Genomic DNA, 12,059 nt, shown 5'->3' with positions numbered 1-12,059 from the left:
ATGGCAACCATCAAAGACGTCGCGGCACTGGCGGGTATTTCGTACACCACCGTGTCTCATGTACTCAACAAGACCCGGCCGGTCAGCGAACAGGTGCGGCTGAAAGTGGAAGCCGCCATCATTGAGCTGGATTACGTGCCCAGCGCGGTGGCGCGTTCGCTGAAGGCGCGTAGCACGGCCACCATCGGCCTGTTGGTGCCCAACAGCGTCAACCCGTACTTCGCCGAGCTGGCGCGGGGTATCGAAGACGCCTGCGAGCGCAACGGCTATTGCGTGATCCTGTGCAACTCCGACGACAACCCGCAGAAGCAGCGCAGCTACCTGCGCGTGCTGCTGGAAAAACGCATCGACGGCCTGGTGGTGGCCTCGGTGGGCCAGGACGACGACCTGCTGCAAAGCCTGGCCAGTGTGCGCACGCCAATGGTCATCGTCGACCGTGAACTGGAAGGCGTCGATGCTGACCTGGTGCGCATTGACCACGAGCAGGGGGCGTACCTGGCCACCCAGCACTTGCTGGGGCTTGGCCATCGCGATGTTGCCTATATCGGCGGCCCCGCCGAAACCGGGGTTACCCAGCTGCGCCTGAGCGGCTTCCGCCGTGCCATGGCCGAAGCCGGGGCGCCTGTGCTGGGCAGCCGTGTACTGCACTGCGACTTCACCAGCCCGGGTGGCCATGCGGCGGCGGCGCAGGTGCTGGAAGGCAAACGGCCCTCGGCGATTTTTGCCGGCAACGACATGATCGGCTTTGGTGTGCTGCGTGCTGCAGCCGAACGCAATATCAGCGTACCCGGCGAGCTGTCGGTGATCGGCTTCGACGACATCGAACTGAGCCGCTACGTGTACCCGCCGCTGACCACCGTGGGCCAGTCGATTCGCGAGCTGGGCGAGAGCGCTGCCTCGTTGCTGCTGACGCGTATCGCTACACCTCGGCAGGGCGCGGCAGAGCAGCGCATTGTCGCCCCGCGTATCGTCTTGCGTGAGTCCACCGGGCCGCGCCCGGACCTGTTCAATGATTACCGCTAACGCTAAGGAAATGTCATGAATGCCAAGGTTGTGGTGGTCGGCAGCCTCAATATGGACCTGGTGGCCCGCGCCCGGCGCCTGCCACGGGCCGGCGAAACACTCCCCGGCGATAGCTTTTTCACGGTGCCGGGCGGCAAGGGTGCCAACCAGGCCGTGGCGGCTGCGCGGCTGGGCGGCAGCGTGGCGATGATCGGCAATGTTGGGGATGATGATTACGGTCGGCAACTGCACCGGGCCTTGTATGTCGAGGGGGTCGACTGTCAGGGCGTCAGCACCTGCCCAGGCGTGTCCAGCGGTGTGGCGCTGATCACGGTGGATGCCGCCAGCCAGAACTGTATTGTCATCGTTCCCGGCGCCAACGGCCTGCTGACGCCGCAGTCGGTGCTGCGCTTCGATGCACTGCTGCAGGCCGCCGAGGTGGTCATCTGCCAGCTGGAAGTGCCGACTGACACTGTGGCTTGCACGCTGGCCAGGGCGCGTGAACTGGGCAAGCAGGTCATCCTGAACCCGGCGCCTGCTACCGGCCCCTTGCCAGCGGACTGGTTTGCGCATATCGATTACCTTACCCCTAACGAAAGCGAAGCCGAAGCCTTGACCGGTGTGGCGGTGACCGATCAGGACAGTGCCCGGCGCGCCGGCGAGTGCTTGCTGCAGCTGGGGGCAGGCAAAGTGATCATCACCTTGGGTGCGCAAGGTGCCTTGCTGGTTACCGCCCAAGGCCATCAGCACTATCCTGCACCGCACGTGCAGCCGCTGGACACCACCGCTGCCGGCGATACCTTCATTGGCGGCTTTGCTGCCGGCCTGGTACGTGGGTTGGAGGAGGGTGAGGCGATCATCTTTGGTCAGCGGGCCGCAGCATTGTCGGTTACCCGTGCCGGTGCCCAGCCATCGATTCCCTACTTGGCGGAGCTGACGCCATGAAGAAAACCCCACTGTTGAACGTTGCCCTGTCGCGGGTCATTGCCGGCATGGGGCATGGCGACATCCTGGTGATCGGCGATGCCGGGCTGCCGGTGCCGCCGGGGGTGGAATTTATCGACCTGGCCATTACGCCTGGCCTGCCGGACTTCGCCAGCGTGCTGCGGGTGGTGCTGAGCGAATTGCAGGTTGAGCGGCACGTGCTGGCTGAAGAAATGCAAAAAGTGGTGCCACCCGCGCTGGTCGAAATCGAGCGATTGAAGGGCAAGCTGGGCAAGCGCGAGTGGCTGGCCCATGAGGATTTCAAAGTGCTGTCGCGTAGTGCTCGTGCAGTGGTGCGTACAGGCGAGTGTCAGCCCTACAGCAACATCGCCCTCATCTCCGGCGTCACCTTTTAGCCGGTTCCACAAAAGACACCGGGGGGGCAAACGAATAATTCATAGGCAACAGGAGTGCCACCCATGCTCAAGTCCCTGCTACAAGGAATCGTCTTCATGGCCACAGCCTCGACCCTCCAGGCCGCCCCCATCGACCTGATCATTGACACCGATCCCGGCGCCGACGATGTGGTTGCGCTGTTTCTGGCCATGGCTTCGCCCAAAGAGCTCAATATCCGCGCCATCACCACAGTGGCCGGCAACGTGCGCCTGGACAAGACCTCGCGTAATGCCCGCCTGGCCCGCGAATGGGCCGGGCGCGAAGACATCCCGGTGTACGCCGGTGCCGGCCGCCCATTGGTGCGCACGCCGATCTATGCCGCCGATGTTCATGGTGAAGAAGGCCTCACCGGTGTCCAGGTGCACGAGCCGAAAGCCCCCCTGGCCCAGGGCAATGCCGTGCAATACCTGGTCGATACCCTCGGCGCAGCCAAACCGCACAGCATCACCGTCGCCATGCTTGGCCCGCAGACCAACCTGGCCCTGGCGCTGATCCAGCGCCCAGGCATCGTCAAAGGCATCAAAGAGGTGGTGGTCATGGGGGGAGCCCATTTCAATGGTGGCAACATCACCCCGGTGGCGGAGTTCAACCTCTACGCCGACCCGCATGCCGCCGAAGTGGTGCTGGCCAGCGGCGTGCAGCTGACCTACCTGCCGCTGGACGTCACCCACAAGCTGCTGACCAGTAACGCCCGCCTGACGCAACTGGCAGCCGTGAACAACCAGGCCAGCAAGCGCGTGGTGGACATCCTCAATGCCTACATTACCCACGACATGGACCTGTACGGCATGCCCGGCGGCCCTGTGCATGACGCCAGTGTCATCGCTTACCTGTTAAAACCCGAGCTTTTCAGTGGTCGGCGCATCCACATGAGCATCGACAGCCGCGAAGGGCCCACTTTCGGCCAGACAATTGCGGACTGGTACGGCGTGCTCAAGCAGCCAGCGAATGTGCTGTGGGTGGAGCAGGGTGATGCCCAGGGGCTGTTCGACCTGCTCAGTGCCCGCCTGGCGCGATTGGAATAGCCGCGTGCGGCGCGTAGCGCTCGAACACCTGGTCGATGAAGCTGCGTGCCGCCTCGGCGCCGTTATCGCGCACCAGCAGGTCGATGGCGATCAACAGCAACTCTTCCGGTGTGCCAGGGCTGTACGCACTCTGGCCCTCGGCCCATTTGACCTTGATATCGGCATCGATGCTGTGGGTGCTCATGAAAAGCTCTCGCTGGGGGCCCGGAACGAAGAGGAACACCTGGCCCTGGTGTTCGATGGAGGCGGGATGCGCTCCACTTCTTGCAGCAAATCATGGCTTTGCGCCGGTGACCGTGCGAGCTAAGCATATGGCAAACACAGCACGTTGTGCAAAATCCGGTCACGATTGCTTTTCGTCTTGCTGCTACAGTTCAGGCAGACTTGACCGGTTTTGCAACAAATGATGAGCGGAGCTGTCGGATCAGGCAGTTCCCGGACCGATTTAGGAGGCTTCATGTTCCGTACCCGTGCTTACCTGGCAACTCTGGCTGTGGCTGCTGTCCTGGCGGGTTGCAGCACTGGTGGCAATGCTGATGGCGGTGCTGCGCCGGCCGCGCCAGTGGGCAACGATGGCCGCTGCGAAGCCAGTGGTGCTGACTTTGCCATGGGCAAGCAGGCCAGCGCCGAATTGCTGGAGCAGGCACGCAAGGCCAGCGGCTCGCAGATGGCGCGCATTCTCAAGCCGCACGATGTGGTCACCCTGGAGTACCGCTCCGAGCGCCTGAACCTGAACGTGGACGAGCAGGGCAGGGTAACCCGCGTCAACTGCGGTTGATGCACGCGGGGGCAACTGCCTTGCGCAAAATGTGAAAAGCCTGCGCAGTCGCCTGTAGGGGCGGGTTCGCCCGCGAACACGGGCGAAGCCCGTGCCGTTCACCCTAAAGTCTGTTTTGCAGGCAATCCCGCCCCACTCAGATGATGCAATCACCCATAAAAAAACCCGCCACAAGGGCGGGTTTTTTTACAGCTATCCGAATTACTCCGGACGAACCTGTGCAGCCTGCATGCCCTTCTGGCCGCGCTCGGCGACGAAGGAAACAGTCTGGCCTTCTTTCAGGCTCTTGAAGCCGTCAGATTCGATGGCTTTGAAGTGTACGAACAGGTCGTCGCCGCCGCCTGCTGGGGTGATGAAGCCGTAGCCTTTCTCATCATTGAACCATTTGACGGTGCCTTGTTGGCGATTGGACATGGGTGAATCTCCAGAACATTTAGTTTTTTCAGTGGTGCAATGCGGCCGAGGCTACGGAGCACGGGATACATCATAGTCTAATTCTGCGCATCTAGCGCCTTTTACCTTCGCAGGATATTGATCCAGCTCAAAGAATGGCTGGTCGTCGCTGACTTTAAGGTTTCAGCTCTTCGGTGCACAGGCCTGTTTCACCACCATCTGCGCCCTCTGCATCAGCTTGGCGTCAACGCCGTCCTTGCTGTCGAGGTCGGCAATCTCGGCGTCGGTGAAGTTCTTTTTGATGGCTTGCGCGCCGCATTCGCAGTGCTTTTTCGCGGTGGCAGCGTCAACGCCCTGGCCGCTGGCCACTTGCGTGCACTGGGTCATGTAGCCGGCCTCCTTCCCAGGGGGGAAGTTGCCGGCGTTCGCAGCCACGGGCAGCAGCAGGGCGCCAGCGGCCGTCAGGGCCAGAAGAGACGGAACTCGCATCACCAGTTACTCCTTGGGTTAAGGTCTCATCAAGAGTAGGTTGCTTCCCAAAGTCTGAGCGGTATTTTTCCGCGTTAGTTCACCGCTGTGGTGCAATTTCCAAATATTTCTGCCTGGGGTGCAACCCGCGTGCTAGCATGCCCGGCTTGCGGTCGCGCTGTTGCCGGCTGCAGCTATCTTTTTTCTTTCCAGTCACTCTGGTTCGTCCCTGACAAGCCGAAAGGCTTCTGCCACTGTGGGGCAGGCTTCCTTTTACCGGAAGGCAGGTCGGATCTTGTACTGGCTCATCCCAACCCACGTGACCTTTGGTAGGGGTCACCACTAGGAGAGGAGGCGCCATGCCCGTTATTACTCTTCCCGATGGCAGTCAACGTTCGTTCGATCACGCCGTATCCGTAGCTGAAGTAGCCGCTTCCATCGGCGCTGGCCTGGCCAAGGCCACCGTTGCCGGCAAAGTCGACGGCAAGCTGGTCGATGCGTGTGACCTGATCAGCAACGACGCCACCCTGCAGATCATCACCCCTAAAGATGAAGAGGGACTGGAGATCATCCGTCACTCGTGCGCCCACCTGGTTGGCCACGCCGTGAAGCAGCTGTACCCGACCGCCAGGATGGTGATCGGCCCGGTCATTGACGAAGGCTTCTATTACGACATCGCCTATGAGCGCCCCTTCACGCCAGAAGACATGGCCGCCATCGAAAAGCGCATGATGGAGCTGATCGAAAAAGACTACGACGTGGTCAAGAAAATGACCCCGCGCGCCGAAGTCATCGAGGTGTTCAAGGCTCGTGGCGAAGACTACAAACTGCGTCTGGTCGAAGACATGCCGGATGAACAGGCCATGGGCCTGTACTACCACGAAGAATACGTCGACATGTGCCGTGGCCCGCACGTGCCGAACACCCGCTTCCTCAAGGCATTCAAGCTGACCAAGCTGTCCGGCGCCTACTGGCGTGGCGATGCCAAGAACGAGCAGCTGCAGCGCGTGTACGGCACGGCCTGGGCTGACAAGAAGCAGCTGGCTGCGTACATCCAGCGCATCGAAGAAGCCGAAAAACGCGACCACCGCAAGATCGGCAAGCAGCTCGACCTGTTCCACCTGCAGGAAGAAGCCCCGGGCATGGTGTTCTGGCACGCCAACGGCTGGACCGTCTACCAGGTACTCGAGCAGTACATGCGTGGCGTACAGCGCGAAAACGGCTACCAGGAAATCAAGACCCCGCAGGTTGTCGACCGCATCCTGTGGGAGCGTTCCGGCCACTGGTCCAACTATGCCGAAAACATGTTCACCACTTCGTCGGAAAGCCGTGACTACGCGGTAAAACCGATGAACTGCCCGTGCCACGTGCAGGTGTTCAACCAGGGCCTGAAAAGCTACCGCGACCTGCCGCTGCGTCTGGCCGAGTTCGGTGCCTGCCACCGTAACGAGCCGTCCGGCGCACTGCACGGCATCATGCGCGTGCGTGGCTTCGTACAGGACGACGCGCACATTTTCTGCACCGAAGAACAGGTGAAGAAAGAAGCCGCCGACTTCATCAAGCTGACCCTGGACGTGTACAAGGACTTCGGTTTCAGCGACATCGCCATGAAACTGTCCACTCGCCCGGCCAAGCGTGTCGGTTCCGAAGAGTTGTGGGACCGTGCTGAAACCGCGCTGGCCGACGCCCTGAACGAATCCGGCCTCGAGTGGGAGTACCAGCCTGGCGAGGGCGCCTTCTACGGCCCTAAAATCGAGTTCACCCTGCGCGACTGCCTCGGCCGTAACTGGCAGTGCGGTACCCTGCAGTACGACCCGAACCTGCCAGAGCGTCTGGATGCCAGCTATATTGCCGAAGATAACAGCCGAGTTCGCCCGGTCATGCTGCACCGCGCCATCCTTGGTTCGTTCGAGCGCTTCATCGGCATGCTGATCGAACACTACGCTGGCGTGTTCCCGGCGTGGCTGGCCCCAACCCAGGCGGTGATCATGAATATCACCGACAAACAGGCCGATTTTGCCCTTGAGGTTGAGAAATCTCTGAACGGAAGCGGTTTCCGTGCCAAGTCGGACTTGAGAAATGAGAAGATCGGCTTTAAAATCCGCGAGCATACTTTGCTCAAGGTCCCGTACCTTTTGGTTATAGGGGACCGCGAAGTCGAAACGCAAACCGTCGCTGTGCGTACTCGCGAAGGCGCAGACCTGGGCTCCATGCCCGTCGCCCAATTCGTTGAGCTTCTGACACAAGCGGTTTCCCGGCGTGGTCGCCAAGAATCGGAGTAATGACTATTAAGCGTGAAATGAGAAACGATAAGCGTGCTGTACCGAAGGCCCCGATCAACGAGAATATCTCGGCCCGCGAGGTTCGGTTAATTGGCGCAGACGGCGAGCAGGTTGGCATCGTCTCGATTGATGAAGCGCTGCGTATCGCTGATGAAGCGAAGCTGGACCTGGTAGAAATCTCTGCAGACGCGGTACCACCCGTCTGCAAGGTCATGGACTACGGCAAGCACCTCTTCGAGAAGAAGAAGCAGGCTAACGAAGCCAAGAAAAACCAGAAGCAGATCCAGATCAAAGAAATCAAGTTTCGTCCAGGGACGGAGGATGGGGATTACCAGGTAAAACTACGCAACCTGGTACGTTTCCTTACCGATGGGGACAAGGCCAAGATCTCTCTGAGATTCCGTGGTCGTGAGATGGCCCACCAGGAGCTGGGCATGGAGCTGTTGAAGCGGGTCGAAGCCGACCTCGCCGAATACGGCACCGTTGAGCAGCATCCGAAGATGGAAGGACGCCAGCTTATGATGGTCATCGCCCCCAAGAAAAAGAAGTAATCTCCCGGGCACGGCAGGCCTGATGATTATGTGTAATTTTATCGAATGCGGAGTTCCAACATGCCAAAAATGAAAACCAAGAGCGGTGCTGCGAAGCGCTTCCTGAAGACAGCTTCGGGCTTCAAGCACAAGCACGCTTTCAAGAGCCACATCCTGACCAAAATGTCGACCAAGCGTAAGCGTCAACTGCGCGGTGCCAGCTTGCTGCACCCGTCCGACGTCGCAAAAGTCGAGCGCATGCTGCGCGTTCGTTAATTCTGGTTAAGATAGAGGAAGTTACTCATGGCTCGTGTTAAGCGCGGCGTTATCGCTCGTAAGCGTCACAAAAAAATTCTGAAACTGGCTAAAGGTTACTACGGTGCACGTTCGCGCGTATTCCGTGTAGCCAAGCAAGCGGTCATCAAGGCAGGCCAATACGCCTACCGCGACCGTCGCCAGAAGAAGCGTCAGTTCCGCGCACTGTGGATCGCTCGTATCAACGCCGGTGCCCGCACCAACGGTCTGTCCTACAGCCGTCTGATTGCTGGCCTGAAAAAGGCTTCGATCGAAATCGACCGTAAGGTTCTGGCTGATCTGGCAGTGAACGAAAAAGCGGCGTTTGCTGCGATTGTCGAGAAAGCTAAAGCCGTTCTGGCTTAAGTACCCGCGACAATCACCCGGCGGTGCTAGCGCTGCCGGGCATTGAACGTCATCGATAGGGGAAGAGCCTTCAAAGCTCTTCCCCTATTTTCGTATCTGGAGTCTGTACATGGAAAACCTGGATGCGCTGGTCTCCCAAGCCCTAGAGGCCGTGGAACGCGCTGAAGACATCAACGCCCTGGAACAGATCCGGGTTAATTATCTCGGCAAGAAGGGCGAGCTGACCCAGGTGATGAAGACCCTGGGCAACCTGCCAGCCGAAGAGCGGCCGAAAGTCGGCGCGCTGATCAACGACGCCAAAGAGCGCGTCACCGTTGTGCTCAATGCCCGCAAGGCTGCCTTTGAAGAAGCCGAGCTCAGCGCTCGCCTGGCTGCCGAATGCATTGACGTCACCCTGCCAGGCCGCGGCCAGGCCACCGGTGGCCTGCACCCGATCACCCGTACACTCGAGCGCATCGAGCAGTTCTTCACCCACATTGGCTACGGCATTGCCGAAGGCCCAGAGGTGGAAGACGACTACCACAACTTCGAAGCGCTCAACATCCCTGGCCACCACCCGGCGCGGGCGATGCACGACACCTTCTACTTCAATGCCAACATGCTGCTGCGTACCCACACCTCGCCGGTGCAGGTGCGGACCATGGAGTCCACCCAGCCGCCCATCCGCATTGTGTGCCCGGGCCGCGTATACCGCTGCGACTCGGATATCACCCACTCGCCGATGTTCCACCAGGTCGAAGGCCTGCTGATCGATCGCGATATCAACTTCGCCGACCTCAAGGGCACCATCGAAGAATTCCTGCGCGTATTCTTCGAAAAAGAACTGGCGGTCCGTTTCCGCCCATCGTTCTTCCCCTTCACCGAGCCGTCTGCAGAAGTCGATATCCAGTGCGTGATGTGCTCCGGCAATGGCTGCCGCGTGTGCAAGCAAACTGGCTGGCTGGAAGTGATGGGCTGCGGCATGGTGCACCCGAACGTGTTGCGCATGTCCGGTATCGACCCAGAAGAGTTCCAGGGCTTCGCCTTCGGCATGGGTGCCGAGCGCCTGGCCATGCTGCGTTATGGCGTCAACGATTTGCGTCTGTTCTTCGACAACGACCTGCGGTTCCTAGCCCAATTCCGCTAGGCCCAATCGACGCAACTTTCAGGAGAACAGCATGAAATTCAGTGAACAGTGGCTGCGCGGTTGGGTCAACCCGCAAGTCTCCCGTGACGAACTGGTCGCCCGCCTGTCCATGGCCGGCCTCGAAGTTGACAGCGTTACCCCCGCTGCCGGCCAGTTCAGCGGCATCGTCGTGGGCGAAATTCTCGCCACCGAACAACACCCGGACGCCGACAAGCTGCGCGTGTGCCAGGTAAGCAGCGGCCAGGAAACCTTCCAGGTTGTGTGCGGCGCCCCTAACGCCCGCCCGGGCATCAAGATCCCGTTCGCCATGATCGGTGCCGAACTGCCAGGCGACTTCAAGATCAAGAAGGCCAAGCTGCGCGGTGTCGAGTCCTTCGGCATGCTGTGCTCGGCTGCCGAACTGCAGATCAGCGAAGAAAACGACGGCCTGCTGGAACTGGCTGCCGACGCTCCGGTTGGTGAAGACATTCGCACGTACCTGAGCCTGGATGATGCCAGCATCGAAATCGGCCTGACCCCGAACCGCGGCGACTGCCTGTCCATCGCTGGCCTGGCCCGCGACGTCAGCGCCCTGTACGACACCCCGGTCACCCGCCCGGTGGTACCAGCCGTAGCGGCCGCCCATGACGAAGTGCGCCCGGTCGAAGTCAGCGCCCCGGCTGCCTGCCCGCGCTACCTGGGCCGCGTTATCCGTAACGTCGACCTGAGCAAGCCAACCCCACTGTGGATGGTCGAACGCCTGCGCCGCAGCGACGTACGCAGCATCGACGCTGCCGTCGATGTCACCAACTACGTGATGCTCGAACTCGGCCAGCCGATGCACGCCTTCGACCTGGCAGAAATCAACGGCGGCATCCGCGTGCGCATGGCCGAAGAGGGCGAAAAACTCGTCCTGCTCGACGGCCAGGAAGTGGCCCTGCGCGCCGACACCCTGGTCATCGCCGACCACACCCGCGCCCTGGCTATCGCCGGCGTCATGGGTGGCGAGCACAGCGGTGTGAACACCGAAAAAACCCGCGACCTGTTCCTGGAAAGCGCCTTCTTCGAGCCGATTTCCGTCGCTGGTAAAGCCCGTTCCTACGGCCTGCACACCGATGCCTCGCACCGCTACGAGCGCGGCGTCGACTCGCAACTGGCCCGCGAAGCCATGGAGCGCGCCACCCAGTTGCTGCTGGACATCGTTGGCGGCGAAGCCGGCCCTGTGGTCGAAGCGGTCAGCGAACAGCACCTGCCACAAGTAGCCCCGGTCACCCTGCGCGCCGAACGCATCACCCAGATGCTTGGCATGGAAATGGACCCGGCCCAGGTCGAGCAGTTGCTCAACGCCCTCGAGCTGACCACGACCAAGAGCGGGGAAGGGCAGTGGACCGTCAGCGTGCCAAGCCACCGCTTCGACATCAGCCTGGAAGTGGACCTGATCGAAGAGCTGGCCCGCCTGTACGGCTACAACAACCTGCCTGTACGCTACCCGCAAGCCCGCCTGGCCCCACAGGGCAAGCCGGAAACCCGCGGTGACCTGCCGACCCTGCGCCGGCTGCTGGTTGCCCGCGGCTACCAGGAAGCCATCACCTACAGCTTCATCGACCCGAAACTGTTCGAACTGTTCAGCCCGGGCGTAGAGCCGCTGCTGCTGGCCAACCCCATCTCCAGCGACATGGCCGCCATGCGCGCCTCGCTGTGGCCGGGCCTGGTCAAGGCACTGCAGCACAACCTGAACCGCCAGCAAGACCGTGTGCGCCTGTTCGAAAGCGGCTTGCGCTTTGTCGGCCAACTGGGTGACCTGCAGCAGCAGCCAATGATTGCCGGCGTCATCACCGGCAGCCGCCTGCCAGAAGGCTGGGCCAACGGCCGCGACGGCGTCGACTTCTTCGACGTGAAAGCCGACGTGGAAGCCCTGCTGGGCTACTCCGGCGCCCTGAGCGACTTCACCTTCAGCGCCGGCAAACACCCAGCCCTGCACCCAGGCCAGACCGCTGCCATCGAGCGCGACGGCAAACTGGTCGGCTACCTCGGCGCCATCCACCCAGAGCTGGCCAAGGCCCTGGGCCTGGACCGTCCGGTGTTCCTGTTCGAGCTGGTGCTGGGCGATGTGGTCGAAGGCCGCCTGCCGAAGTTCAGCGAACTGTCCAAGTTCCCGGAAACCCGTCGCGACCTGGCTTTGATCGCAGGACGTGATGTGGCTTCTAGCGCGGTGCTTGAATTAATTCGTGACAATGCAGGCGAATGGCTCACAGACCTCAGGCTGTTTGATGTGTACCAAGGTAAAGGCATTGATCCTGATAGAAAAAGCCTTGCCGTCGGCTTGACCTGGCAGCATCCATCGCGCACTCTTAACGACGATGAGGTGAACACTACCCTGCAAAACATCCTCACCTCGCTCGAACAAAGGTTGAACACCACGTTAAGGAAATAACG

Annotated in this window: 14 protein-coding genes; 11 read left to right on the top strand and 3 right to left on the bottom strand. The window is 61.0% G+C overall.

From position 1 onward, the window contains the following. From ACE4QZ_RS16555 to ACE4QZ_RS16540, 4 genes are all read left to right on the top strand, one after another. Window positions 1-1,023, top strand: a complete 1,023-nt coding sequence (locus ACE4QZ_RS16555) for a LacI family DNA-binding transcriptional regulator (RefSeq protein WP_021782776.1) — start codon at window positions 1-3, stop codon at window positions 1,021-1,023. 15 nt (window positions 1,024-1,038) lie between these two features. Further along, window positions 1,039-1,947, top strand: coding sequence for a ribokinase (gene rbsK / locus ACE4QZ_RS16550; protein WP_021782775.1), 909 nt, complete (start codon window positions 1,039-1,041; stop codon window positions 1,945-1,947). Beyond that, complete coding sequence (gene rbsD / locus ACE4QZ_RS16545; RefSeq protein ID WP_021782774.1) at window positions 1,944-2,342, top strand: D-ribose pyranase; 399 nt, start codon at window positions 1,944-1,946, stop codon at window positions 2,340-2,342. The genes rbsK and rbsD overlap by 4 nt, the downstream gene beginning before the upstream one ends. A gap of 63 nt (window positions 2,343-2,405) precedes the next feature. Next, window positions 2,406-3,407 carry a nucleoside hydrolase gene (locus tag ACE4QZ_RS16540; protein WP_021782773.1) on the top strand — a complete coding sequence of 334 codons (1,002 nt, stop codon included), beginning with the start codon at window positions 2,406-2,408 and terminating at the stop codon, window positions 3,405-3,407. On the opposite strand, the gene ACE4QZ_RS16535 is transcribed toward ACE4QZ_RS16540, so the two are convergent. Beyond that, window positions 3,379-3,591, bottom strand: a complete 213-nt coding sequence (locus tag ACE4QZ_RS16535; RefSeq protein WP_021782772.1) for a hypothetical protein — start codon at window positions 3,589-3,591, stop codon at window positions 3,379-3,381. The two genes, ACE4QZ_RS16540 and ACE4QZ_RS16535, sit on opposite strands and share 29 nt — an antisense overlap. A 273-nt stretch (window positions 3,592-3,864) precedes the next feature. Here ACE4QZ_RS16535 and ACE4QZ_RS16530 point away from each other — a divergent pair, with 273 nt between their 5' ends. After that, window positions 3,865-4,185, top strand: a complete 321-nt coding sequence (locus ACE4QZ_RS16530; protein WP_014591556.1) for an I78 family peptidase inhibitor — start codon at window positions 3,865-3,867, stop codon at window positions 4,183-4,185. A 201-nt stretch (window positions 4,186-4,386) separates the two neighbouring features. On the opposite strand, the gene ACE4QZ_RS16525 is transcribed toward ACE4QZ_RS16530, so the two are convergent. Both ACE4QZ_RS16525 and ACE4QZ_RS16520 read right to left on the bottom strand, forming a co-directional pair. Further along, window positions 4,387-4,599, bottom strand: a complete 213-nt coding sequence (locus tag ACE4QZ_RS16525) for a cold-shock protein (protein WP_003250656.1) — start codon at window positions 4,597-4,599, stop codon at window positions 4,387-4,389. A gap of 162 nt (window positions 4,600-4,761) precedes the next feature. Beyond that, window positions 4,762-5,067 carry a hypothetical protein gene (locus ACE4QZ_RS16520; RefSeq protein ID WP_021782771.1) on the bottom strand — a complete coding sequence of 102 codons (306 nt, stop codon included), beginning with the start codon at window positions 5,065-5,067 and terminating at the stop codon, window positions 4,762-4,764. Between the two features lie 338 nt (window positions 5,068-5,405). On the opposite strand from ACE4QZ_RS16520, the gene thrS reads away from it, so the two are divergent. The 6 genes from thrS to pheT all read left to right on the top strand — a co-directional run bounded on the left by thrS (window position 5,406) and on the right by pheT (window position 12,057). Next, complete coding sequence (thrS, locus tag ACE4QZ_RS16515; protein ID WP_021782770.1) at window positions 5,406-7,328, top strand: threonine--tRNA ligase; 1,923 nt, start codon at window positions 5,406-5,408, stop codon at window positions 7,326-7,328. Further along, window positions 7,328-7,879: a translation initiation factor IF-3 gene (gene infC / locus ACE4QZ_RS16510; RefSeq protein WP_012052879.1), complete on the top strand. Its 552-nt coding sequence runs from the start codon at window positions 7,328-7,330 to the stop codon at window positions 7,877-7,879. Before thrS ends, infC begins: the two co-directional genes overlap by 1 nt. Before the next feature lie 60 nt (window positions 7,880-7,939). Continuing rightward, on the top strand, window positions 7,940-8,134 hold the full coding sequence (gene rpmI, locus ACE4QZ_RS16505; protein WP_003250667.1) for a 50S ribosomal protein L35: 195 nt from the start codon (window positions 7,940-7,942) through the stop codon (window positions 8,132-8,134). A 27-nt stretch (window positions 8,135-8,161) separates the two neighbouring features. Next, the gene (gene rplT / locus ACE4QZ_RS16500) at window positions 8,162-8,518 is read left to right on the top strand and encodes a 50S ribosomal protein L20 (RefSeq protein ID WP_003250671.1); all 357 of its coding nucleotides are present in this window, start codon (window positions 8,162-8,164) and stop codon (window positions 8,516-8,518) included. A gap of 109 nt (window positions 8,519-8,627) precedes the next feature. Continuing rightward, on the top strand, window positions 8,628-9,644 hold the full coding sequence (gene pheS / locus ACE4QZ_RS16495; RefSeq protein ID WP_003250674.1) for a phenylalanine--tRNA ligase subunit alpha: 1,017 nt from the start codon (window positions 8,628-8,630) through the stop codon (window positions 9,642-9,644). A 31-nt stretch (window positions 9,645-9,675) separates the two neighbouring features. Further along, complete coding sequence (pheT, locus tag ACE4QZ_RS16490) at window positions 9,676-12,057, top strand: phenylalanine--tRNA ligase subunit beta (protein ID WP_021782769.1); 2,382 nt, start codon at window positions 9,676-9,678, stop codon at window positions 12,055-12,057. The last annotated feature ends 2 nt before the right edge of the window (window positions 12,058-12,059 follow it).

This window comes from Pseudomonas sp. DCA-1 (genome assembly GCF_046523955.1).
GTDB lineage: Bacteria > Pseudomonadota > Gammaproteobacteria > Pseudomonadales > Pseudomonadaceae > Aquipseudomonas > Aquipseudomonas putida_Y.
Note: the sequence above shows the minus strand (reverse complement) of the source record. Positions and strands in the feature narration are given on the sequence as shown.

Bases quoted from the DNA above. Each gene is read 5' to 3' on its own strand.
- rplT (WP_003250671.1), top strand. From the start codon at position 8,162: ATGGCTCGTGTTAAGCGCGGCGTTATCGCTCGTAAGCGTCACAAAAAA.
- rbsK (WP_021782775.1), top strand. From the start codon at position 1,039: ATGAATGCCAAGGTTGTGGTGGTCGGCAGCCTCAATATGGACCTGGTG.
- pheS (WP_003250674.1), top strand. From the start codon at position 8,628: ATGGAAAACCTGGATGCGCTGGTCTCCCAAGCCCTAGAGGCCGTGGAA.
- pheT (WP_021782769.1), top strand. From the start codon at position 9,676: ATGAAATTCAGTGAACAGTGGCTGCGCGGTTGGGTCAACCCGCAAGTC.
- ACE4QZ_RS16520 (WP_021782771.1), bottom strand. From the start codon at position 5,067: ATGCGAGTTCCGTCTCTTCTGGCCCTGACGGCCGCTGGCGCCCTGCTG.
- thrS (WP_021782770.1), top strand. From the start codon at position 5,406: ATGCCCGTTATTACTCTTCCCGATGGCAGTCAACGTTCGTTCGATCAC.
- rpmI (WP_003250667.1), top strand. From the start codon at position 7,940: ATGCCAAAAATGAAAACCAAGAGCGGTGCTGCGAAGCGCTTCCTGAAG.
- ACE4QZ_RS16540 (WP_021782773.1), top strand. From the start codon at position 2,406: ATGCTCAAGTCCCTGCTACAAGGAATCGTCTTCATGGCCACAGCCTCG.
- rbsD (WP_021782774.1), top strand. From the start codon at position 1,944: ATGAAGAAAACCCCACTGTTGAACGTTGCCCTGTCGCGGGTCATTGCC.
- ACE4QZ_RS16530 (WP_014591556.1), top strand. From the start codon at position 3,865: ATGTTCCGTACCCGTGCTTACCTGGCAACTCTGGCTGTGGCTGCTGTC.
- ACE4QZ_RS16525 (WP_003250656.1), bottom strand. From the start codon at position 4,599: ATGTCCAATCGCCAACAAGGCACCGTCAAATGGTTCAATGATGAGAAA.
- infC (WP_012052879.1), top strand. From the start codon at position 7,328: ATGACTATTAAGCGTGAAATGAGAAACGATAAGCGTGCTGTACCGAAG.
- ACE4QZ_RS16555 (WP_021782776.1), top strand. From the start codon at position 1: ATGGCAACCATCAAAGACGTCGCGGCACTGGCGGGTATTTCGTACACC.
- ACE4QZ_RS16535 (WP_021782772.1), bottom strand. From the start codon at position 3,591: ATGAGCACCCACAGCATCGATGCCGATATCAAGGTCAAATGGGCCGAG.